Origin of the sequence: Gemelliphila asaccharolytica, from assembly GCF_001553005.1 — a bacterium.
Lineage (GTDB): Bacteria > Bacillota > Bacilli > Staphylococcales > Gemellaceae > Gemelliphila > Gemelliphila asaccharolytica.
Window position 1 is genome coordinate 22,838 of record NZ_KQ959854.1, and the last position, 23,677, is coordinate 46,514.

Genomic DNA, 23,677 nt, shown 5'->3' on the forward strand with positions numbered 1-23,677 from the left:
AATTTTTATTTGTAATTTTTCACTTTCAAAATAAATATAGATATTAAAAATAAAATAAGACTATTATATCCCAAAAACGAAATAATCTTCATAATATTATAATTAGTAGCATTAAAAAAACTATCAAATGCTAAATTTAAAATATTAAGAAAAGAATATTTAATAAAATAAAATTGTTCATTAATACTAATTAAAAATAAAGTTAAATATTTACTACCTATAAAAAATAATAGTGATAATGAAATAGCTAAATTAGTATTATTAAATATTGTTAAAATAAAAATAACTACAACAGAAATAAATAAAAATAAAGTAATAGATAAAAATACATTATACAAAATTGTAATATCTTTGATTACTGAGAAAAAATCAGTTTCTCCTACATAGTAAAAATAAAAAAATAATATTATTAAAACTATTAGATATAAAACAATTACATTTATTAAATTTACTAAAATTTTTGAAAGCAAATTACTAAATATTTTTGTTTTAGAATAGATAATAAATTTACTAAATTTGCATTTATAATCATCTCTATAAGAAACTATTATGTTAATTGCTAAAACTACAGAAAATATTAAAAATATTAAACGAAATAATATCCCATAATAAAATTCATCAAAAGTAATATTCAAATAATTAATAAAAAAACTATATTTATATGAAATAATTAAAAATAAAAACAAAACAGCTAAAAATAAAAAATAATTCCATTTTCTTTTAAGTAATTTTAAAAATTCAAGTTCTAACATTTATTCTCCTTTTCTTTGCATAAAAAAATATTATTATTAAAATCGTCAATACTAACAACCTCTAATCCAACTTTTATAAGATAAAACAATATTGTTTCTAAATCATCTTTTCTTACAATTAACATATCATCAATAACTGTATATTCATAGTTAAAATCATTATATAATTTTTTTTCATCAAAATTTTTGATTTTTATTATTATCAAATCTTTTATTATTTCTAATTTTTTTAAATCATCATAATATATCTGATTATTTGATGAAATTACTAACGCTTTGTCACATATTTTAGCGATACCGTTTATATTTTCAGAAATTATAATAATATTTCTATTCGAATTATTTTTTTTAATAAAATTACATAAATCTACCTCGTCTTCTTTTGCTAAACTATTATTTAATAAATCTAAAATTAAAATTTCTTTTGAAATTAAAAAAGAAATTAAAATATCAAATTTTTCTCTTTCTATCAGAGATAATTCTGCTATTATTTTTCTGTGAGGTAATCTTAACTCTTCTAAATAATATAATATTTTTTCTTTATTTATTTCATATTTATTAATTTTTAATATTATTTTTATAATTTTATATAATGATATATTATTAAAATATCCTATATCTTCAGAAAAAAATGGATAATATTTTTTTATATTTTTAATATTTTTTTTATTTATCAGCACATCCCCACTATATTTTATATTTTTTTTAAAAATTTCTTTTATTATTTTTAAACTCTTTATATCTTCACTTATTATTGCTAGTGATTTTGCTCCATCTAGAATAAATTCTAATTTAAAATCATTTTTTTTATTTATTTTTTTCTTAAATTTTAAAAATTCAAGTGTCATAAGTTACCTCTTAAATATTTTTTTCTATTATATCATAAATAAAACTATTTCATCAAAATTTAATTTAAAATAAAAAGACATGAAAAGTTTCATGTCCTATTTTTATCTTACTTATTATAATAATTCAATATATTTATATGCACTTTGTGCTGCTATTGCTCCGTCGCTTGTCGCTGTTACTACTTGTCTTATCTCTTTTTGTCTTACATCTCCAGCAACAAAAACTCCTTCTACAGAAGTTAGCATATTTTCATCAGCTATGACATACCCTTTTTCATCAAGTATATTTAAATCTTTAAAAACTTCTGTTTGAGGTATCATACCAATATAAATAAATATACCTTCTGCCTCTATTTTTTTAATCTCATTAGTTTTTACATTTTTTACTTCTATACCTGTTACTTTTTTTTCTCCATTTATTTTAACTGGTATACTGTCCCAACAAAATTCTATATTTTTTTTCTTAAATGCTCTATCTTGCAAAATTTTTTGAGCACGAAGTTCATCTCTTCTATGTACAACAGTAACTTTGTTTACTAAATTAGCTAGATATAGAGATTCTTCTATTGCACTATCTCCTCCACCTATTACTACTACATTTTTTCCTTTGAAAAAAGCTCCATCACAAACTGCACAATAAGAAACTCCCTTGCTTGTAAATTCTTTTTCGCCTTCTATTCCTAAAAGTCTTGCTTGTGTTCCAGTAGCTATTATTATTGATTTGGCTTTATAAGTCTTACCAGATATTTCTAAAATTTTAATATTGTTTTCTATTTTTACTTTTTTTATTTCTCCAAATACAAAATCAGTTCCAAATTTTTTAGAATGTTCAAACATTTTTTCTGATAAGTCTGGACCCGTTATGTTTTCATATCCTGTGTAATTTTCTATTTCTGCTGTTGATAGCATCTGCCCTCCAGGATATTTTTTTTCAACCATTAAAACATCTAAATTTGCTCTACTTGCATATATAGATGAAGTCATTCCTGCTGGACCTGCTCCTATAATTATAACATCATATATTTTTTCCATGTTTTTCTCCAAATTATTTTTAACTATTTATATATAGTATTTTTTTCTTATTATTAAATCTATTAAAAATAAAATAACATATTCCTAATATAACCATTATTAAAGAAACGATTTGAGAAACTCTTATTATTCCTATATATAAAGAATCTGTTCTCATTCCTTCCACAATAAATCTTTCCACTCCATAAAATATCATATAGAATGAAAATACTTCTCCAGAATATAATTTATTTTTTATAATTAGTAATATAATCAAAACTATAAAACACCATATACTTTCATATAAAAATGTAGGTTGTCTATAGCTTCCGTCTATATACATATTTTCTATAATAAATTTTGGTATATTCAACTTTTGCAAGAAGCTTTTAGTTACTATTTCCCCGTATGCTTCATGATTAAAAAAGTTGCCCCATCTTCCTAAAGCTTGTCCTAATAATAAACTAGGGGCTATTATATCCAAAAGTTTCAATATTTTTATTTTATTTCTATTTGAAAATATTAATAATACTAAAAGACCTCCTATAAGCCCCCCATATATAGCAATCCCTCCGTCCCAGATTGCTACTATTTCAGAATAATTTTTTGAGTAATAATCCCATCGGAAAATAACATAATATGCTCTGGCAAATATAAATGCTATCGGAAGTGCTATTATTAATAAATCAAGTATTTTATCTTTTTTAATTCCACGTTTTCTTGCTTCTAACTCAGCTAAATAGTATCCTAATAAAATTGTAGCAGAAATTATAATTCCATACCAATAAACTGGTTTTCCTAATAATTCAAATGCTACCGGATTTATGTAATTGTTCAAAATTAAATTTTCTCCCTATTATTCATTATTTTTTCTGTTAAATTCTTCTCGAACTGTTCAGAAGTGTTTATTCCCATTTTATTTAATTTAAAATTCATTGCTGCTGACTCTATAATTATAGCCATGTTACGACCTGGACTTACTGGTATAACTTTCTTTTCTATCTCGGTGTTATGAATTTTGATTGAATCTCTTTCCAAGCCTATTCTATCATAATTTTTATTTTTATCCCATGATTCTAAATGAATATTAAGGTCTATTGCCTTATCTTCACCTACAGCTCCTACTCCAAAAAGTGTCATAACGTTTATTATACCAAGTCCTCTTATTTCTAAAAGATTTTTTATTATTGACGATCCACATCTTCCTATTAAAAAACCACTGTCTAATTCCTTGATATCAACCCTATCATCAGATATTAATCTATGACCTCTTTTGATTAATTCTAACGCTATTTCACTTTTTCCTATTCCACTTTCTCCTGTAATTAATATGCCAACTCCATATACTTCAACTAAGACGCCATGCATACTAATTTCTTTTGCTAATTCTCTATGTAAAGTAAAGGCTAATTTTGCAATTAATCTAGATGTTGTTTCCTCTGTCCTTAATAAAGGAGTGCCATATTTTTTGGCAGAATCTATTAATTCTTTAGGTACTTCTAACCCTCTTGTTATTATTATTGCTGGTGTTTTTCTAGTACAAAGCATTCTTGTTCTAGCTTTTTTATCTTCATGAGTTAATAATTTAAAAAAAGATAACTCTCCTCTTCCTAGTACTTGAACTCTTGTTGGGTCATAATGAGAAAAATAACCGGCAAGTTGAAGTGCCGGTCTTGATATGTCAGGAGAATTTATTTCTCTATCTAAACTATTTTCACCACTTATAATTTCTAAATTCAAGTTTTCTTTTATAAATCTTGTATTTACTACAACCATAATTTACTATTTTATCCTTGTTATTATTATATTTCTATCATCTTTATTTATTATAAAGTTAAATATTGACATAAATATCGCTAATCCTAAGGCAGAATTGAACGATGTTATCACAAAATTTGGTTCTAATAGTCTTGAAACTAAAATTATCAAAATTGCATTTATAATAATTATAAATAAACCAAAAGTAAATATTATAGGGATTATACTTATTAACATTAAAATAGGTTTTATAAATCTATAAAATAATGTTATTGCTAATGACGCATATAAGGCGTACAAGGCATTTTTTACATATAAATTATTTTCAAAAAAACCTGCAAATGCTAAAATTATTAAAAAATTAATAACTATATTTTTAAGTATAAAAATAACTTGCTTTACTTTATATTTATTCATATTTCTCCTATTCTATTTATTAAATTCTTCAGTAATAGGTGGGACTATTTGTTTTTTTCTAGATACTACTCCTTCTAATGTCATAAAATTATTAATTAATGTTTTAGAAAATGCTTTAGCTACTTTATCTTTGTCTTCTCCCATTACTAATACTTCTGAATTTGATGTCAAAATATTTGTAATAACAAATACAAAAGCATCTAGATTTCTTTCTTTTATGTCTGTAGAAATAGTTTTTTCTAATTCTTCTACTCTCTCTGTTACTTCTTTAGTGTCTACTGTATTTATTTGAGCTATTACTAATTTTTTATTATTTATATCAAATTCTTTTGCATCTAATCCTATTAATTCTTTTATTGATTTATCTTTAGTGTTAGCACCTGCTTTAAGCATTGCTATACCATATTCTTCTAAATTTACTCCTGCTATTGCTGCTAATTCTTCTGCTGCTAATTTGTCTTGCAATGTACATGTAGGTGATTTAAATAGCAATGAATCAGATATTATTGCTGAAAGCATCATACCTGCCATTTTTTTATTTATATCTACTTCTTGTTCATCATATATTTTTTTCATTATTGTTGAAGTACAACCTAATGGTTCTGCTCTAAAATATAGTGGTGATGAAGTTTCAAAATTAGCTACTTTATGATGATCTATCACTTCTTTTATTTTTGCTTTTTCTATTCCTGGAGCTGATTGTTGTCTTTCATTATGGTCAACTAAAATTACTGGTTGTCCTTCTTTTACTCCGTCTATAACTCTAGGTGCATCAAGTCCAAAATAATTTAAAGCATATCTTGTTTCGTCATTAACTTCACCTAATGCTACTGCCTCTGTATCCATACCTTGTGCTCTTTTTAAGTTATTATAAACTATTGATGAACATATAGAATCAGAATCTGGATTTCTATGTCCAAAAATTAAAATTTTATCCATTTTTTATTCCTCCTAAAAACTTTTTTATAATTTTTTATTAGCTAAACTTAAATCAATATGACAATATCCTGACGGATTTTTTTCCAAATATTTTTGATGATACTCTTCTGCATCAACAAAATTCTTCATTTCTTCTATTTCAACAACTATCTTTTTATCATAATTTTTTTGAAGATTTTTTACAAATTTAAAAGCTTCTTCTTTTGTTTCTTTGTCAATATAGTATATTCCTGTTCTATATTGCCTTCCAAAATCTTCACCTTGCTTATTAATACTTGTAGGGTCTATAATTCTAAAATAATGTTTTAATATATTTTCTAAAGAAATGATATTTTTATCATACTCTATATAGATTGTTTCTGCATGGTCAGTTTCTTTTACTTTTTGATAATTAGTATCTTTTGTTTTTCCATTGCAATATCCTACTTTTGTCTTTAATATTCCCTTTATTCTTGAGAAGTATCCTTCTACTCCCCAAAAACATCCTCCAGCTAAATATATTTTTCCTACCACTTTTATCTCCTAATGTATTTCTATATGTGTTTCTTCAAATTTTCTATTTTCAATTCTATAATTATATAAAATAGCATTTATTTCAGCTCCTATTATCAATATATATCCTGTAAAATAAAGCCAAATAACAAAAAGCATTATAGCTCCTATTGATCCATATGTTTTTATATAATTAGAAAAATGATCTATATAATATCCAAATACCTTACTTATTATAATCCATGAAAATGCTGAAAATACAGCCCCTGGTATAGCTAACTTAATCGGTATTTTTAAATTAGTTGCTAACATATATAAGAATGTAAAAATTATTATTGTAAAAAATAATGGTAATAAAATAGTTATATAATTCCATATATCAAAAAATTCTTTATCAAAATTTAATTTATGGAATAATACCCAAGTTATTTGTTTACCAAAAACTAAAAGTACTAACATCAGTAACATAGCTACCATTATTACTATAGTAAAAAATATACTAATTATTTTTACCGTTAGCCACATTCTCTTTTCTTTTACTCTATATGCAATGTTAAAAGCATACATTAAACCATATATACCATTAGACGCAGACCATAGAGTAAAAATTATCCCAAATGTTATTATTGTCTGATTTTTATTATTCAATACTTCACTTATCAATGTGAAAATATAATCACCTAAAACACCTGGTGCTATTGTTTCTATTTTTGTTAGTAAAAAATTTTGATTAATATTAAAATATGGTGTTAATGCTAAAATTACCATTAATAGAGGCAAAATTGATAATATAAAATAATAACTAAGATTAGCAGATATTAATGATAATTCATCATGCATCATTCTATAATATAATTCTTTTAAAAATTTTTTAAATGTTAATTTGTTTTTAGGATTTTCACCTATAAATGTATAATTTTTATCAGGTATTAGCATTTATATTAAAAATTTTATTATTTTTTTCGTAATATAATAATATTTAGGTATAGATGTTAATATATTTTTCTTAGTACTATCCTTTTTATAATTATTTTTATCAACAACTACAAATCCTCTATCATCTAAGTACTCAGAATAACTTTTTATTTTTTCTAATTCACTTTCAGAAAATTTTTTGTCTTTACTCTTAGTCGATAGAAATAATAATATACCTGCACCAACCAGCATTAACATTTTTTTATTATTCATAAATTCCTCCTAATTAGCTAATCTTTTATAACATTTTACTTACTGATTATACCATTATATGAAATTTGTTTCAAATGTATTTCCTTGAAAAAAAATAATACATTTCAATCACGATTTTCTACTCTTTAATTCGTAGATTATCTTGAAATGTATTATTAAATAAGTATATTTTATTTGCTTAAGCTTGCTTTATATCTGTTAGCTGCATTTTTATGAATAAGATTTGTTTTTGCAGCCTTATCAATTTTTTTGAAAGCTAAGTTTACTAATTCTGCAGAATTATCAGCACCCTCAACTTTAGCTAATTTAGCTTTTTTTATCGCTGTACGCATTTCTGATTTTTTAGCTGAATTAGATGCGTTAGTTTTTGTGTCTTTTCTTACACTTTTTACTGATGATTTTATATTTGGCATTATATTCACCTCCTATACTATATTTTCACTAAGAAATATTAATTAATATTCTTAATTACGAATAATTAAGATGTTGTTAAAACAACTTACTAATTATATCAAAAATTCTATTATGTTTCAATAGTTTTTATTATTAATTTTATCAAAGTCTTTCACATAACTTATAAACTAAAAATTGAAAAGTTAAATATTTATCTATATATGAAGTTTTCAATCTTTTATCATATTCTTTACATATTATTATTAAATCCATTAAATCGAATAAATCTCTATTATAAACATATTCCACTGCTAATTTAACTCTATATGGATGAATTTTTAAAATAGATGCTATTTCTTTCTGATTGTAATTATTTTTCAAAAGAATTTTCACATTTATATATATTCTTAACTGATTAGCTATCAAAGTTATCAAAAATATCGGCTCTTCTCCACTAAGTTTTAAACTATTTAAAATTATCTCCAATTTTTTATAATTTTTAGAAAATAAATTGTTAGTTAAAGAAAATATGTCGTATTCCAAACTTTTGCTTATTACACTTTTTATATCTTCTTTTTCAACTGTTTTCTTTTCAAAACAATATATTAATAATTTATCTAATTCTCCTTTTATTTCTTCATACTTCAATCCACTATAAAAAAGTAAAAAATTTATATTATCTTCTGAAATAACAATTTTGTTTTTTTTAAAATAATTAAATACATATTTTCCTAATTCATTATCATTATAATTTTTAAATTCTCTTATATCTGCTATTTTCTTAATATCTTTAACAATTTTTTTTCTGTTATCTAAAGCAACTTCTAATATGAAAATTAACAATATTTCTTTATTAATGTTTTTTATATATTCTTCCAAAAAATTTACTTCTTCTTTTGTTTTTTTTAAGTTAGATTCTATAAATAAAGGATTATTTATAACTACTACTTTTTTTTGAGAAAAAAAACTATTACTTTTACATTCATAAATCCATTCAGATGAATCATCTTTTTTTAAATCATATTCAATATAATTAAAATCATTTTTTTCTTCAGATAAAAATTTTTTTGTTATTTCTTTTTTGAAATCTTTTATTACTTCTTTATTTTCTCCATATAAAATATAGATATTTTTCATATTAATATTCCTTACTTATTTCTTCTTCTTTATCTTGAATTTTAACTTTGAAAGAATTATCATTATTATTTAATATTATTCCTTTTATATTGTAGTTTTTATTATTTTTTATAATTTCAACATTTATATTATTTAAATTAGCAATTTCTTCTATTTCTTTTATAATAGTTGCATTTTTTATTTTTTCTATGACAAAAACTTTTTTTACCATATTTTCGGCTATTAAATTTTTAGAATATCCTATATCCTTTTTCTTTTCACTAGTTAATATTAAATAGTCTATTTTTTTTATTCCTTCATAATTATATAATAAATTATATTCATTCATTATATCATATGAATTTTCTTTCTTTCTAAAATCATTATAAAAATCTTTATAATTATCAGATGTATTTACTAACAAAGTAGTATTATTATTTTTAGCATATAAAATATCATTATTTGCAATTTTTATTTTTTCTAATTTATTTTCTCCATGATTAGCCGAGTAGAAAATAATAAAAAATATAATAAAAATATTAATAAAACTAATTTTAAAATATCTTTTATTAAAAAATATCATTGAAAAAATAACCAATATAAAAATTAATAAAATAGTATTTTCACTTGTATGACCTACTTTTATGATAAACAAAAATTTATTGAATAAAAATCCTATATTATCAAATATTAAAAAAATAAAATTTAATATTGGCACAAAAATTGTATTGAATAAAAAATGAGATAATAAAAATGATATATATGAAACAATTATAACTGGAAATAAAGTCATAGTAAATAAAGGAACAAATATTAAATTACTAAATAGAGCCATATATGAAAAAAAGTAGAAATTATAAATTAATATAGGTAAACTTGATAAAGTAGAAATTAAAGATATTTTTAATAATTTTAAAAAATATTTATCGTTACTATTTATAAATTCGTAAGACATTAATAAAGAAAATGTTACTAAAAATGAAAGTTGAAAACCTATATTATATAAATATAAAGGATTATAAAGTAACATTAGAGAAAAAGTTATTAAAAGTGAATCTAGTGCCTTTATATTTTTATCTACTAATAATATGTATATTAATATCATTATTCCAGCTCTCAAAACTGATGGAGCTAATCCTGTTAATAGCATATATAATGGTAAGGATATAAACACAATCTTTTTATATATATCTTCTCTTATTTTTAATTTTGAACAGAAAAAATATATTATTGATAAAAATGTAGCTATGTGTAACCCTGATATAGCCAATAAATGACTTATTCCTAAATTAGAAAAATTTTGTTTTTCTTCAAAAAATAAATTACTTTTTTCTCCAAAAATTAAAGTTTCGAAATAGCCTTTTTTGTTTAATTTTATGTTTTTTTCTATATCTTTTATTAATTTTAATCTAAAAGCTTTTATTTTATTTTTATATTCTTTTACATCTAAAGATATTTTTTTTATATTTTTTATTGTTACATTTTTAAATATGTTATTTTGGTTACAATATTTTTTATAATCAAATGAATAAAAATTTTGTTTTTTCTTTATGTCACCAATCTCTACATCTGCCAGTATTTCTCCACCTTTAAACTTTTGTAGAAAATATTCTTTTTCATCTTTACTTCTTAATTTATAATTTATATTAACTTTTTCATCATTTATATATCCTATTGTTTTTAAATAATCACCATTTATATCTATTTTATCCACCAATACTATATTTTTTTCTGTTAAATCTGTATTTTTTAATTTAGATACATTATTATTAATTGAAAAGTCAGTTCTGATAAAAAATATTAAAAATATTAAAAAAAATATTAAAAAATTTTTTACACTTATATATCTTTTATTTAAATATATTAATATCAAAAATATTATACTTAAAAGGAATGATATTTTTATATTAATTAATAATAATGATGATATTAGGGATATTAATGAGATTAAAAATATTAACATTGTTTTTGCATTCTTTTAATTACTAAATTATTATCATAAAATATTTTTCTTAATTTAATATTAGATTTTTTTATTAATTGTATTGCATATTCGTTATTTCTATAATCATTAGCATAACATATTTCTTTTATCCCAGATTGAATTATGGCCTTTGTACAATTTAAACAAGGAAAATGAGTTACATATATAACTGCTCCTTCTGTCGATGCCCCAAACTTTGCGCATTGTAAAACTGCGTTTATCTCTGCATGTATTGTTCTTATGCAGTGTCCATCTACAACTTTACAACCTTTTTCTATACAGTGTTCATCCCCTTTTATAGAACCATTATATCCTCCTGCTATAATCCTTTTTTCTCTCACTATAGTTGCCCCGACACATAGTCTGGTACAAGTCGATCTTAAAGATAATAAATAACTTTGTGCCATAAAATACTCATCCCAAGATATTCTATCCATTTACATTACCTCACTTTTTTAATATAATTTTTAAATATCTATTTCATCTTTTATTTTTTCAAAAGTTGCTTTTCCTATTCCTCTTACTTTTGTTATATCTTCTTTTTTGCTAAAACTTCCCTTTTCTTCTCTGTATTTAATTATTGCTTTAGCCTTTGTTTCACCAATACCATTTATCTTCATAAGCTCTTCTTTTGTAGCATTATTTATATTAATTACTTTACTATTTTCATTAGATAAAGTTCTATTTTCTACATTTTCTCCTTTTTTAGGTATGAATATCATCATCTGATCTTTTACTTTTTGACTTAAATTAACTGTTTTTGTATCAGAATCCCCTAATAATCCCCCTGCTTTTTCTATAACATCATTAATTCTATCTTCTTTATTACATTCATAAAGACCAGGATTTTTCACAGCTCCTTTTATATCAACAAAAATTTTATCTACATTTGTTTCCTTAGTATCTAATGATTTTTCACTTTTATTATCTGCTATTTCATAATCATTAATATTTTTATTGCTACTATTATCTTTAAAAAATAAAAAAATAAAGCCTACTAAAATAATACTTGTTAATAGTGCTAATAAAATTTCTTTATAATTTCTTCTTATAAAAATTACAACTTCTTCCTTAGTTATTTTCATATCACTACCTCTCTTTAAGGTAATTATAATATATTAGATTTTTAGTGTCAAAGCTTTTTAAATTAGTATTTTATTCTTAAAATTGAGTGTTTTATTTTTTTATGTTAAAATTATTAATAATGTATAGGAGGTTTTATTTTGGAAAAAATTTATTTAGATTATGCAGCTTCATCACTAAAACATTTTAATATTTATCAAGAAGTTATTAAAAAATTAGAAGGAGAATATGCTAATCCTAGTAGCTCCCATTCTTTAGGTAAAAAAAATTACAGACTTTTAACTACTGCAAGAGAAAAGATTGCTAATTCAATAAATACTAAGAAAGAAAATATAATTTTTACTTCAGGTGGTACAGAAGCAAATAATATGGTATTTAATCATATAAAAACAATATATAATTCTGGAGATATTATTATTTCAAACATTGAACATCCTTCCGTTAATGAATATGTAAATATCTTGAAAAATGATGGATTTAATATTATAAAAATTAAAGTAAATAAAAATGGATTTATTGATATAAAAGAATTAGAAAAGAAAATAACAAAAAATACTATTTTAATATCTATTATGTTTGCTAATAATGAAACAGGGGTCATTAATCCTATAGCAGAAATAGGTGAGATAGCTAAAAAACATAATATTTTATTTCACAGTGATATTGTTCAAGCATATTGTAAAACCGATATAGATATGGAAAAATTAAATATAGATTTTGCATCAGTTTCTTCCCATAAAATAGGAGCTACAAATAATTTTGGGTTTTTATATACAAAAACAAAAATAACCCCTCTTATAATAGGAGGAGGGCAAGAAAATGGAATGCGTTCAGGAACAAGTGATATTTTTTCAGCATTAGTTTTAAGCGAATGTATTGATATAACAAAAAATTCCATGAAGCATATAAAAGAAATGAAAGATTACTTTTTAAAAAAATTATCTTCTGAAAATGTATCATTTTTAATAAATGGTGACGTTACTAAATCACTTCCAAATATTGTTAATATCTATTTTCCAAATATTCAATCACAAAGACTTTTATCATATTTAGATATAAATAATATTTTTGTTTCTGCTGGAAGTGCTTGTAAATCAGGTAGTATCAGAGAAAGTAAAATAATATTAAATATGTTTAACGACATAAAAAGAGCTGGCAGATCAATAAGATTTAGCTTTGGCTTTGATACTACCAAAGAGAAAATAGATATAGTTATTGAGAAAATAGCAACATTAGAAAATAAAATTTTAAATAGAGGTTAATTATGAATAAGAAAAGAGTAATAGTTGGTATGAGTGGAGGAGTAGATTCTTCTGTTTCTGCTTATTTACTTAAAAAACAAGGTTTTGAAGTTATTGGTGTTTTTATGAAAAATTGGGAAGAAAAAGATGAAAATGGTCATTGCACTTCTGAAAAAGACTATGAAGATGTTATAAATGTCTGCAATCAATTAGATATTCCTTATTATTCAATAAATTTCACTAAGGAATACTGGGATAAAGTTTTTTCCTACTTTCTAGATGAATATAAAAAAGGAAGAACTCCAAATCCAGATATTATGTGTAATAAAGAAATAAAATTTAAAGTTTTTCTAGAATATGCTTATGACCTTGGAGCTGATTATGTAGCTACAGGCCACTATGCAAGAATTAAAAAAAATAAAGAAGGTGAAAATCTTTTATTAAGAGGTGTCGATAGTAATAAAGATCAAACATACTTTTTAAGTCAACTATCTAAAGAACAGTTAGAACGAATTATTTTTCCAATAGGAGATTTAGAAAAAAAAGAAGTTAGAAAAATAGCAGAATCAATAAATTTAACTAATGCTAAAAAGAAAGATTCAACCGGAATATGTTTTATTGGAGAAAAAAACTTCAGAAAATTTTTAAGTAATTATTTACCAGCTAAAAAAGGAGATATTATCGATATAAATGGTATAAAAAGAGGAACACATTATGGACTTATGTATCACACAATAGGTCAACGTCATGGTTTAGGAATAGGAGGATGTAAAGATAGTAGTGATGAAGCGTGGTTTGCTTGTGGGAAAGATTTAGAAAAAAATATTCTTTATGTTTGTCAAGGATTTCATAACAAAGCTTTATATTCTAACTGTCTTATTGCTGATTCACTATCATTCACTTTAAGAAAACCTGAAAAGAACAATTTTGAGTGTACTGCAAAATTTAGATATAGACAACCTGACAATAAAGTTAATGTACAAATATTGGATAATAATAAAGTTAAAGTAGAATATAATGATGTTCGAGCCGTTACTCCTGGACAATCAGTTGTTTTTTATGATGGTGATATTTGTTTAGGGGGAGCTATCATCAAAGAAGTATTCTATAATGGAAAAAAACTACAATTATAATTCATATAATAAAATATTGACAAGAGAAGATTAACTTTCTCTTGTCAATATTTTTTCTAAAGATAATGTTGATTTAGCATTTAAAACCAAAGGATCTGAAAATATATTTTTTTTATAATAATAATATCCACAAGCACCTATCATGGCGGCATTATCGCTACAATATTTCATATCAGGTATAAGGACATTTATATCAAAAATTTTTTCGAAATTTTTTACTCTCTTTCTTAATTCGCTATTTCCTGCTACTCCTCCCGCAAGAATAAACTGTTTAATACCAAAATCTTTAATTGCCCTTTTACTTTTTTTCTCTAATACTTCTACAACTGCATTTTGAAAGCTTTTTGCTAAATTTTCTTTAATTATAGATTCTCCTCTTTGTTTACAATTGTGAATAATATTTATAACTGCAGATTTCATACCTGAAAAACTAAAATTATAATCATCACTATCTATCATTGCACGTGGTATATCATAAGTATCTATTCCTAATTTTGATAGTTTGTCTACCTTAGGTCCCCCAGGGTACTCTAAATCTAATTGTCTTGCTACTTTATCGTATGCTTCTCCTACAGCATCATCTTGGGTAGTTCCTATTATATGAAAATCTAATTCTCCTTTTAATAAAACTAATTCAGTATGTCCTCCGCTCACTACTAATGCTAAAGATGGATAAATTATCTGATTGTCTATATTAGAAGCATATATGTGACCTGCGATATGATGTGCCCCTATAAGAGGTTTATTCAGTAAATAACTCAATGTTTTTGCTACATTTACCCCGACCAAAAGTGACCCTATTAATCCTGGCCCTTGAGTTACACAAATTGCAGATATTTCTTCTAAAGTCATTTTTGCTTCTTGTAAACTTTCTGAAATAACTTGAATTATTACTTCTATATGTTTCCTACTTGCAATTTCTGGGACAACCCCTCCATATTTTTTATGAATATTTATTTGACTGCTCACTATATTAGATAATACTTCTTTTCCATTTCTAACTACTGATACACTAGTTTCATCACAACTTGATTCTATAGCTAATATATTAATATTCATCACAAAATTCCCTTATCATTACATATGCATCTTCATTATTATTTTGATAATAATCTGGTCTACGCCCTACTACATCAAAACCTGCTTTTGTATAAACTTTTATTGCTTTTTTATTACTTTCTCTCACTTCTATAGTGGATTTTTCTATACCTTTAGTAGTTTTATAAAGCTCCATAACATAAATTAAAAATAACTGACCCAATTTCTTGTCTTGGTGAGGTTTATCGATAACAAATTTATTTATTTGGTATTCTTTTGCTACATACCAACCACCAAGAAAACCAATAATTTTGTCATCATTAAATAGAGCATAATATTGTGAATTTTCATGTTCCAACTCTTTTTTGAACATCTCTTTACTCCAACTATCATCAAAATTATTTTTATCTATTTCCACTAAATCATCTAATTTTTCTAATCCTACTCTATCTATTTTTATCATTTAATAATTTCCTTTCTGCTTCCGTCAGTCTTAAATAACTAGGAATAGCATTAAAATAATCTGTTTTTTCAACATATTTTTTTACTAATAAATAGTTTTTTGCATATGCATATTGATTAAATAATTTATATTCTTTATTAAATTTTTCATAATCAAATTTATTTATATCTACTCCTACAAATACTATTTCTTTATCGTATTTCTCTAAAAAAGCTAAAATATCATTTAAATCATAATAATTTTCTTTTAAAATTTCCTTATCATTCAAATAAACTGCACCATAAACATGATTTCTTCTAGCATCAATTAAGGGTACTGTCAATTTATCTTTATTATCTACACCAGCAGATAGAAGTCGAAGTGTAGACAAAACTTTTATAGGAATATTTAATACAAATGAAAAAGTTTTGGCAATTGCTAAAACGATTCTTATTGCTGTATATGACCCTGGCCCTTTTGTAACAATTATCTCAGTTATATCATTTTTATCTAGCCCTGCTTTTTTTATAGAACTATCTATTTCATGTAAAATTATTTCTGATAAGTTATTATTACACTGTTTATTTTCTTCTAAAATTAATTTATCATTATCAATAATTGCTATAGATAAAAATCCAATTGAAGCTTCTACTACTAAACTTGCCATCTTTCCTCCAATTTTTTCAACATTTTATTATAATAGTCACCTTCAGATGACAAGGTCAACTCCCTTTTTCCTAATTTATTTTCTATCTTTATATTTATTTTCTCTTTTGGTAAAAAATCTTCTATAAATTCTCCCCACTCAACAACGCATACATTATCTTCAAAAAAAATTTCTTCAAAACCTAAATCATCCTCTGAATTTTCTAACCTATATGCATCTATATGATAAAATGAAAAATTCTTAGCTTGATATTCTTTAAGTATGTTAAACGTAGGTGAAGTTACAGTTTCCTTAACTCCTAAATTTTTCGCCAAAAATTTTGTTAATGTTGTCTTCCCCGCAGCTAAATCTCCTGTTAAAGTAAGAAATAATTTATTTTCTACCAAAGAAGACAATAATTTTGCTAATTTTTTTGTATCTTCTATATTATTTAAAAAAATCTTCATTATCTTATCACCGTTTTTTCTCTACTAAATAATATATTATATAATAAAAAATTATCTTTTTCAAATTTATAAATCTACATTTCTAGAAATTATTATGATTTATACTAAAAATACCATTTTTTATAATTAGCAATAATTTTATTTTCATTTCTTTAGCACTATCTTTATATCGTAAATTGAGTTAAATTTTATTATTATACTTTAAACAAAAAAATTTTTTAGTGTTGTTATTTAAATTTAAATTTGCTATACTTGAAAAAAATAAAAAATAAAGCTTATGTCTTAAGGAGATAACATGAATAAAAAATTATACTTTATTCTCTCATTAATTTTTACTGTAGCTATATGTTCTTGTATTTTTTTATTTAAAGATATAAATTATAAAAATAATTTTCAAAAAACAAAGTCCCAAAATGTTAATGGTATAGTTGTTAAGGGAGATACAACAAGATATGAAGTCAAATTCATAAAAAAAGTCGATGGAGATACGATAAAAGTTAAATTTAATAATAAAAATTTAACCGTAAGATATTTAAATATAGACACTCCAGAAACTGTAAAACCTAATACACCAGTACAAAAATACGGACCCGAAGCAAGTGAATTTAATGAAAACATATTAAAAAATGCAAAAAAAGTAGAACTTGAATTTGATGTTAATAAGAAATTTGATAAATATAATAGAGCCTTAGCCTATGTATATGCTGATGGTAAACTTGTTCAAGAAGAGTTATTAAAAGAAGGATTAGCAGAAATAAAATATGTATATGCTCCCGATACAAGATATTTAAAAAGATTGAAAAAAGCCCAAAATGAAGCAAAATCTAATAAAAAAAATCTTTGGAGCGAAAGATAATATTTTAAAAAATAATTGTTTATTTCTCTATTTAGTTGTATAATTATTATAAAGTTTGAAAGGAGTTTTCTTATGAAAGTAATTGTTTCACTATTTTGGGGATTTATTTTTGCATTTATTGCAATATTCATAATTTCATCAATTTTAGGAAGTAATGGTATTAGTAAAGGAATTTCTTTACAAAATTGTGCTATATTAGCCATTTTCTTTACTATAGGAGCTTCTATAATCACTTCTATGTTTAAACCATCACAAAATAAAGAAAAATAATAATAATAATTTGAACTGTTTTTACAGTTCTTTATTTTTATCTAGGAGAATAAAATGAAAAATGTATTAGCTACAATGTGTTATATAGACAACGGCGATGAGTTCCTAATGCTTTTAAGAAATAAAAAGAAAAATGATATACATGAAGGAATGATAATTAGCGTTGGTGGAAAAATAGAAGATGGAGAAAGTCCAGAAGATTGCGTAATAAGAGAAGTTAAGGAAGAGTCAAATTTAAATATTATAAATCCTAAATTAAGGGGCATAATAACATTCCCAAATTTTCAAAATGAAACAAATTGGTACACTTATGTCTATACAGCTACTGAATATACTGGCAATATTACAGATAACTGTACAGAAGGTGAATTAATATGGATAAAAAAAGATGATATAAAAAATAAAAAAATAAAAACATGGGAAGGAGATTTCTTTTTTTTAAACTGGTTAATAGAAAATAAACCATTTTTCTCTGCAAAATTTATCTATAAAAATAATAAATACATAAACCATGAAGTCAAATTTTATTAAAAAGGAGTAAATATGAATATAATAGAAAACTTAGAAAAAAAATTTATTGTAGAAAAAGAACATAGTGCAAAAAATGTAGGAAGTGGAGATTTAGATGTTTTATCTACTCCTATGCTTGTAGCATACATTGAAGAAACTTGCAAAGATATAATAAATATGTCGTTAAATAATGACGAACTTGGTTCTGTTGGTAGTAAAATAGAATTAGACCACCTTGCCCCATCAAAAATAAAAAATGAAATTTTAATAAAAGCTAAAGTTAAAGAAATTATAAAAGAAAAAATAATAATTTTCGACATTATTGCCATAGATAACACTACAAATAAAAAAATAGGTATCGCCTCTCACACTAGAGTTATAATCAATAATAAAAAATTTTTAGAAAAATTAGGTAATTAATAAAACCTAAATTATTTTTAAAATTATTATTTCCTTACCATTCTTATTAAAAAATAAAAAAATCCTTTGTAACAATTTTATCTTTCTTAAACTTAATTAGTTTAATTTTTTTAAAGTTAAGTATTGTTCAAAGGATTTTTTTATTGTTTTAAATAACTTCTTTTATTCTTTTTACAGCTTCTTTTAGATTTTCCATACTAGTTGCATAGCTAATTCTAACATACTCATCATAGACATTTCCAAATGCTGTTCCTGGAATTACTCCTACTTTTGCTTCTTTTGCTAAAAGTTTGCAAAATTCCATTGATTTAATTTTTCTATATTTTTCAGGTATCCTAGCAAAAACATAAAATGCTCCATCTATTCCTGAAATAGTAAAACCTAATTTTTTTAATTCTGGTACTAAATATTTCTGTCTTTGTGTATAGGTTTCTACCATTTTTCTACTATATTCTTTTGATTTTTCATCTTTTAAAGCAGATATTGCAGCATCTTGAATAAACGTTGCAACTCCTGACACTGTGAACATATGAAAAACTAATATTTTTTTTATAGCTTCTTTTGGTGCTACTACAAACCCTACTCTCCATCCTGTCATTGCGTGTGATTTAGATAGACCTGTTATTAAAATTGTTTGCTCTGGTAATAATTCAGTTAGTGATGTATGTTTATAATTGTAGCTTATATCAGAATATATTTCATCACTTATTACAAAAATATCATATTTTTTAAATGTTTCTGCAAGTGCTTGTAGTTCTTCTTTTGTATAAGAAACTCCAGATGGATTATTTGGATAGTTTATTACTATTGCCTTAACATTATCATACTTTTTGTAATGTTTTTCAAAAAGTTCTGGAGTTAATTTAAAGTTTGTTTCTAATGTATCTATAATTCCTACATTACAATTATTTAAAATTGAACATCCTTCATATGAGGTGAAATATGGTGCTACTATTAAAATAGTATCTCCTGAATTTGTTAAAGCTGATATTGTATGCTCTATTGCTGCACTTGCTCCTACTGTAACTATAACTTCATCAGGAGTATAATTTACATTGTATTTTTCCTTCATCATGTCTGATACAGCTTCTCTTAACTCATAAACTCCAGCATTCAATGAATAATGTGTTCTATTATTCTGTAATGATTTTATAGCTGATTCTTTTACTACTTCAGCTGTATTAAAGTCTGGTTCTCCTAATGTTAATTTTATTATACCTTCTATTTTAGAGGCATATGCATCAAATTCTCTGATTGGAGATCCCTTTAAGTTATCTAACGAACTACAAAAACTGTTTTTTAATGTTTCTTTTAATTTCAATTTCCTACCTCCATAATTTAAATTGTTTTACTTTTTAGCTTATCAGCTAAATATATAAATTTTATAATAGAATTATTCTCTAATTAATTCTTCTAGTTTAGCAAAAGCTACATTTACTTTTGTTTGGTCTTTTGCTCCTGCTTGAGCCATCTCTGGACGGCCTCCACCTCTTCCGCCGCATATTGTAGCTATTTCATTTACTAATTTTCCTGCTTGATATTTAGTTGTTAATTTTTTATCTACTGCTACTACAAAATTAACTTTATTATTATTTATAGCTGCAAATGCTATAACATAACTATCAAGTTTATTTTTAGCATCATCTACTATTTGTTTTAAGTGATTCATGTCTTCTGCTTCTACTACACTTGTTAGCAATTGAACTCCAGAAATTTCTTTTACATTCGAAAGTAAATCTTTTACTTTTTGATTTGAGATTTTTTGTTGTAATGTTTCTTTTTCTTTTGTTAATTTTTTAATATCATCTTGCAATGTTTCTATTTTATCTATTACATTTGTTTCATTTGATTTTGTTAGATTGCACACTTCTTTTAATATATTATTTTCTTTTTTAAGATATTTATAAGCTGCTTTCCCTGTTAAAGCTTCTATTCTTCTTACTCCTGCTGCTATTCCTGTTTCTGATATTATTTTAAAAATACCTACTTCTGCTGTATTTCTGTTATGGGTTCCTCCACAAAATTCTTTAGAAAATTCTCCTATGAATACTACCCTTACCATATCATCATATTTTTCTCCAAATAGCGCTTGTGCCCCTAGTTTTTTTGCTTCTTCTATTGGCATTATTTTTGTGTGCATTGGTATTGCTTCCCATATTTTTTCATTTACTAATAATTCTACATCTTCTATTTCTTGCTGTGTTAGTGCTTTAAAGTGTGAAAGGTCAAATCTTAATCTTTCATCTGTTATAAGTGAACCTGCTTGTTTTACATGATTTCCTACTACTTTTCTTAATGCTTCATTTAATAAATGTGTTGCAGAGTGATTTTTTTCTATATCTAATCTATAAGCTACATTAATTTTTAATTTGTAGTCTTTTTCTTTAGATAATATTCCTTTATTTATTTTTATAAAGTGAATATGTCTTCTATCTGGTAATTTTTTAACATCTACTACTTCTGCTTCAAATTCTTCTGATAATATTTTTCCTTTGTCTGCTACTTGACCTCCACTTTCTGCATAAAATGGTGTTTTGTCAAAAATAACTTTTACTATATCTTTTTTATCATAGTTTTCTATAATATTATCTTCTTTATCTATTATTGCTACTATTTTTGAAGTTGTTTCGTATTCATGATATCCTACAAACTCACTTGTTCCTTTTATTTTAGAATACAAATCAGATTGTACTTGCATTGATTTATCATCATGGCGTGAACTTCTAGCTCTCTGTTTTTGTTTTTCCATTTCTTTTTCAAAACCTGATAAATCTACTTTTAATCCTTGTTCTTGAGCGTATTCATTAGTTAATTCTACAGGAAAACCAAATGTATCATACAATTTAAATGCTTCTTCGCCTGATATTGTTTTTGTTGTATTTTTCACTTCTTCTATTACTTTATTTAAGATTAATTCTCCCTCTTGTAATGTTTCATGAAATCTTTCTTCTTCTTTTAGGATAACATCTTTTACAAAAGTTGTTGATTTTGATACTTCAGGATAGTAATCATGCATTATTTTTGCTACAATGTCTGTTAATTTGTACATAAATGGTTTATTTATATTTAGATATTTTGCATATCTTATTGCTCGTCTTATAAGCCTTCTTAATATATATCCTCTTCCTTCATTAGATGGTATTGCTCCGTCAGAAACAGCAAATACAACTGTTCTTATGTGGTCAGCAATCACTTTAAATGCTACATCCTCTTCTTTTTTATTTCTATATTTATGGCCAGAAATTTTTTCTATTTCTTTTATTATAGGAATAAATAGATCTGTATCAAAATTTGTTTCTACCTCTTGGATAACAGAAGCCATTCTTTCAAGACCCATTCCCGTATCAATATTTTTTGCTGGTAAGTCAGTGTATGTACCATCAGGATTATGGTTGTATTGGCTGAAAACTATATTCCATATTTCTAAATATCTTTCATTTTCTCCTCCTGGATACATTTCGCATTTAGGACAATCTTTATCTACTTCTTCCCCTCTGTCATAAAATATTTCTGTATTAGGACCTGAAGGACCTTCTCCTATATCCCAAAAGTTTCCTTCTATTCTAATTATTCTTTCTTCTGGTAGGCCTATTGTTTCTGTCCATATTTTAAATGTTTCTTCATCTTCTGGATGAATAGTTACATATAGTTTTTCCTTGTCTAATGCTAGCCATTTATCTGATGTTAAAAATTCCCAGCCCCATTCTACTGCTTCTTTTTTAAAATAATCTCCAATTGAAAAATTACCTAACATTTCAAAAAATGTATGATGTCGAGCTGTTTTCCCTACATTTTCTATGTCATTTGTTCTTATAGATTTTTGTGAGTTTACTATTCTAGGCTTGTTAGGTATTTCTCTTCCGTCAAAATATTTTTTTAATGCAGCTACTCCTGAGTTAATCCATAATAATGTTGGATCATTATTTGGGACTAAAGATGCCCCAGGTTCTACCATGTGGTTTTTGCTTTTAAAAAAATCTAAAAACATTCTTCTTATTTGTGATGCTGTTAATTCTTTCATTTTTTTCTCCTCCTCAAAATATATAAATAAAAAAATCCTTGAGTTTAAAACCCAAGGACGAAATTTTCGTGGTACCACCTATTTTCAAGATAATCAGTCTTCTCTAATGTTAATAACGACTTTTCTGCCGGTGAAACTTTTTATAGGTAGCAATTAATAAATGATATTCAGATCCTTTTCACCACTAGATCCTCTCTTTGAAATATCTTTTTTTATTAAAATTCCTAAATTTCTTTATTATTTTCTAATATTATAATAAATTTATAAGATAATTGTCAACTATTTTTTGTTTTTTTAATTTCTTTTTTTGCATTTTTTTCCCAAATATCCAAGTAATTTTTTATTGTTTCAAATCCATATTTTAATTGAATATTTTTGAAATTATCTATATTTTTAGCAAATCCTTTTTTACCATTTTTTGTGAAATTTAATGTTGCATCTATTTTTCCATTTCTTACAGATAGAACTTTAACTTCCACTATTTGTCCTATTTTCAGATAATAATTTATGTCTATTATAAAACTATTATCTATTTCTGAAATATGAATTAGTCCGGATTTCCCATCTTTCGTTTTTATAAATGCACCATAGTATTTGATAGCAGTTACCTTAACTTTTATTATATCTCCATTTTTGTAATATGCCATTTTCC

Annotated in this window: 28 protein-coding genes; 6 read left to right on the forward strand and 22 right to left on the reverse strand. The window is 24.2% G+C overall.

Translation table 11 applies throughout. The features are described 5' to 3' along the window. Positions 1–5: 5 nt before the first annotated feature. From HMPREF1871_RS00145 to HMPREF1871_RS00215, 15 genes are all read right to left on the reverse strand, one after another. Positions 6–752, reverse strand: coding sequence for an ABC transporter permease (locus HMPREF1871_RS00145; protein ID WP_066128288.1), 747 nt, complete (start codon positions 750–752; stop codon positions 6–8). Continuing rightward, positions 746–1,600, reverse strand: a complete 855-nt coding sequence (locus HMPREF1871_RS00150; protein WP_066128292.1) for a hypothetical protein — start codon at positions 1,598–1,600, stop codon at positions 746–748. Before HMPREF1871_RS00150 ends, HMPREF1871_RS00145 begins: the two co-directional genes overlap by 7 nt. 114 nt (positions 1,601–1,714) lie before the next feature. Further along, positions 1,715–2,632 carry a thioredoxin-disulfide reductase gene (gene trxB / locus HMPREF1871_RS00155; protein WP_066128295.1) on the reverse strand — a complete coding sequence of 306 codons (918 nt, stop codon included), beginning with the start codon at positions 2,630–2,632 and terminating at the stop codon, positions 1,715–1,717. Positions 2,633–2,651: 19 nt separating this feature from the next. Then, positions 2,652–3,449 carry a prolipoprotein diacylglyceryl transferase gene (lgt, locus tag HMPREF1871_RS00160; RefSeq protein WP_407919976.1) on the reverse strand — a complete coding sequence of 266 codons (798 nt, stop codon included), beginning with the start codon at positions 3,447–3,449 and terminating at the stop codon, positions 2,652–2,654. Between the two features lie 2 nt (positions 3,450–3,451). Next, complete coding sequence (gene hprK, locus HMPREF1871_RS00165; protein ID WP_066128301.1) at positions 3,452–4,387, reverse strand: HPr(Ser) kinase/phosphatase; 936 nt, start codon at positions 4,385–4,387, stop codon at positions 3,452–3,454. A 6-nt stretch (positions 4,388–4,393) separates the two neighbouring features. After that, on the reverse strand, positions 4,394–4,786 hold the full coding sequence (locus HMPREF1871_RS06155; RefSeq protein WP_066128304.1) for a phage holin family protein: 393 nt from the start codon (positions 4,784–4,786) through the stop codon (positions 4,394–4,396). Positions 4,787–4,798: 12 nt separating this feature from the next. After that, the gene (locus HMPREF1871_RS00175; RefSeq protein ID WP_066128307.1) at positions 4,799–5,725 is read right to left on the reverse strand and encodes a manganese-dependent inorganic pyrophosphatase; all 927 of its coding nucleotides are present in this window, start codon (positions 5,723–5,725) and stop codon (positions 4,799–4,801) included. 24 nt (positions 5,726–5,749) lie between these two features. Beyond that, positions 5,750–6,238: a peptide-methionine (S)-S-oxide reductase MsrA gene (gene msrA, locus HMPREF1871_RS00180; protein WP_066128309.1), complete on the reverse strand. Its 489-nt coding sequence runs from the start codon at positions 6,236–6,238 to the stop codon at positions 5,750–5,752. A gap of 9 nt (positions 6,239–6,247) precedes the next feature. Next, positions 6,248–7,153: a YihY/virulence factor BrkB family protein gene (locus tag HMPREF1871_RS00185; protein WP_066128312.1), complete on the reverse strand. Its 906-nt coding sequence runs from the start codon at positions 7,151–7,153 to the stop codon at positions 6,248–6,250. Further along, a complete protein-coding gene (locus HMPREF1871_RS00190; protein ID WP_066128315.1) occupies positions 7,154–7,405 on the reverse strand; it encodes a hypothetical protein in 252 nt (83 codons plus the stop codon). 170 nt (positions 7,406–7,575) lie between these two features. After that, entirely contained in the window at positions 7,576–7,818 is a 243-nt protein-coding gene (gene rpsT, locus HMPREF1871_RS00195; RefSeq protein ID WP_066128318.1) for a 30S ribosomal protein S20, read from the reverse strand. A 142-nt stretch (positions 7,819–7,960) separates the two neighbouring features. Continuing rightward, positions 7,961–8,935, reverse strand: coding sequence for a DNA polymerase III subunit delta (gene holA, locus HMPREF1871_RS00200; protein ID WP_066128321.1), 975 nt, complete (start codon positions 8,933–8,935; stop codon positions 7,961–7,963). Between the two features lies 1 nt (position 8,936). Continuing rightward, positions 8,937–10,877 (reverse strand): ComEC/Rec2 family competence protein, encoded by a 1,941-nt coding sequence (locus HMPREF1871_RS00205; protein WP_066128324.1) that lies wholly within the window; start codon positions 10,875–10,877, stop codon positions 8,937–8,939. After that, positions 10,871–11,335, reverse strand: a complete 465-nt coding sequence (locus HMPREF1871_RS00210; protein WP_066128327.1) for a ComE operon protein 2 — start codon at positions 11,333–11,335, stop codon at positions 10,871–10,873. The genes HMPREF1871_RS00205 and HMPREF1871_RS00210 overlap by 7 nt, the downstream gene beginning before the upstream one ends. Before the next feature lie 30 nt (positions 11,336–11,365). Further along, on the reverse strand, positions 11,366–11,983 hold the full coding sequence (locus HMPREF1871_RS00215) for a helix-hairpin-helix domain-containing protein (protein WP_066128331.1): 618 nt from the start codon (positions 11,981–11,983) through the stop codon (positions 11,366–11,368). Between the two features lie 138 nt (positions 11,984–12,121). On the opposite strand from HMPREF1871_RS00215, the gene HMPREF1871_RS00220 reads away from it, so the two are divergent. Both HMPREF1871_RS00220 and mnmA read left to right on the forward strand, forming a co-directional pair. Next, complete coding sequence (locus HMPREF1871_RS00220; RefSeq protein WP_066128334.1) at positions 12,122–13,243, forward strand: cysteine desulfurase family protein; 1,122 nt, start codon at positions 12,122–12,124, stop codon at positions 13,241–13,243. A gap of 2 nt (positions 13,244–13,245) precedes the next feature. Further along, positions 13,246–14,355 (forward strand): tRNA 2-thiouridine(34) synthase MnmA, encoded by a 1,110-nt coding sequence (gene mnmA, locus HMPREF1871_RS00225; protein ID WP_198145735.1) that lies wholly within the window; start codon positions 13,246–13,248, stop codon positions 14,353–14,355. A 30-nt stretch (positions 14,356–14,385) separates the two neighbouring features. On the opposite strand, the gene tsaD is transcribed toward mnmA, so the two are convergent. Genes tsaD through tsaE form a run of 4 tightly spaced genes read right to left on the reverse strand, consistent with a single transcriptional unit; the run spans position 14,386 to position 16,948 of the window. Beyond that, a complete protein-coding gene (gene tsaD, locus HMPREF1871_RS00230) occupies positions 14,386–15,414 on the reverse strand; it encodes a tRNA (adenosine(37)-N6)-threonylcarbamoyltransferase complex transferase subunit TsaD (protein ID WP_066128338.1) in 1,029 nt (342 codons plus the stop codon). Further along, positions 15,404–15,856: a ribosomal protein S18-alanine N-acetyltransferase gene (rimI, locus tag HMPREF1871_RS00235; RefSeq protein ID WP_066128341.1), complete on the reverse strand. Its 453-nt coding sequence runs from the start codon at positions 15,854–15,856 to the stop codon at positions 15,404–15,406. Before rimI ends, tsaD begins: the two co-directional genes overlap by 11 nt. Further along, positions 15,840–16,502, reverse strand: a complete 663-nt coding sequence (gene tsaB / locus HMPREF1871_RS00240) for a tRNA (adenosine(37)-N6)-threonylcarbamoyltransferase complex dimerization subunit type 1 TsaB (protein WP_066128343.1) — start codon at positions 16,500–16,502, stop codon at positions 15,840–15,842. Before tsaB ends, rimI begins: the two co-directional genes overlap by 17 nt. Further along, positions 16,490–16,948, reverse strand: a complete 459-nt coding sequence (gene tsaE, locus HMPREF1871_RS00245; protein ID WP_232297331.1) for a tRNA (adenosine(37)-N6)-threonylcarbamoyltransferase complex ATPase subunit type 1 TsaE — start codon at positions 16,946–16,948, stop codon at positions 16,490–16,492. Before tsaE ends, tsaB begins: the two co-directional genes overlap by 13 nt. 295 nt (positions 16,949–17,243) lie before the next feature. On the opposite strand from tsaE, the gene HMPREF1871_RS00250 reads away from it, so the two are divergent. The 4 genes from HMPREF1871_RS00250 to HMPREF1871_RS00265 all read left to right on the forward strand — a co-directional run bounded on the left by HMPREF1871_RS00250 (position 17,244) and on the right by HMPREF1871_RS00265 (position 19,004). Further along, positions 17,244–17,804, forward strand: coding sequence for a thermonuclease family protein (locus HMPREF1871_RS00250; RefSeq protein WP_066128349.1), 561 nt, complete (start codon positions 17,244–17,246; stop codon positions 17,802–17,804). Between the two features lie 72 nt (positions 17,805–17,876). Then, positions 17,877–18,074: a DUF2929 family protein gene (locus HMPREF1871_RS00255; RefSeq protein ID WP_066128352.1), complete on the forward strand. Its 198-nt coding sequence runs from the start codon at positions 17,877–17,879 to the stop codon at positions 18,072–18,074. Between the two features lie 54 nt (positions 18,075–18,128). Next, on the forward strand, positions 18,129–18,605 hold the full coding sequence (locus HMPREF1871_RS00260) for an NUDIX hydrolase (RefSeq protein WP_066128355.1): 477 nt from the start codon (positions 18,129–18,131) through the stop codon (positions 18,603–18,605). A gap of 12 nt (positions 18,606–18,617) precedes the next feature. Then, positions 18,618–19,004, forward strand: coding sequence for a thioesterase family protein (locus HMPREF1871_RS00265; protein ID WP_066128357.1), 387 nt, complete (start codon positions 18,618–18,620; stop codon positions 19,002–19,004). Positions 19,005–19,152: 148 nt separating this feature from the next. Here HMPREF1871_RS00265 and HMPREF1871_RS00270 read toward each other — a convergent pair whose 3' ends face one another. The 3 genes from HMPREF1871_RS00270 to HMPREF1871_RS00280 form a co-directional block, all read right to left on the reverse strand. Beyond that, complete coding sequence (locus HMPREF1871_RS00270; protein ID WP_066128361.1) at positions 19,153–20,325, reverse strand: pyridoxal phosphate-dependent aminotransferase; 1,173 nt, start codon at positions 20,323–20,325, stop codon at positions 19,153–19,155. A gap of 72 nt (positions 20,326–20,397) precedes the next feature. After that, complete coding sequence (gene alaS, locus HMPREF1871_RS00275; RefSeq protein ID WP_066128364.1) at positions 20,398–23,025, reverse strand: alanine--tRNA ligase; 2,628 nt, start codon at positions 23,023–23,025, stop codon at positions 20,398–20,400. Between the two features lie 275 nt (positions 23,026–23,300). Then, positions 23,301–23,672 carry a S1 RNA-binding domain-containing protein gene (locus HMPREF1871_RS00280; protein WP_066128367.1) on the reverse strand — a complete coding sequence of 124 codons (372 nt, stop codon included), beginning with the start codon at positions 23,670–23,672 and terminating at the stop codon, positions 23,301–23,303. Between the last annotated feature and the right edge of the window lie 5 nt (positions 23,673–23,677).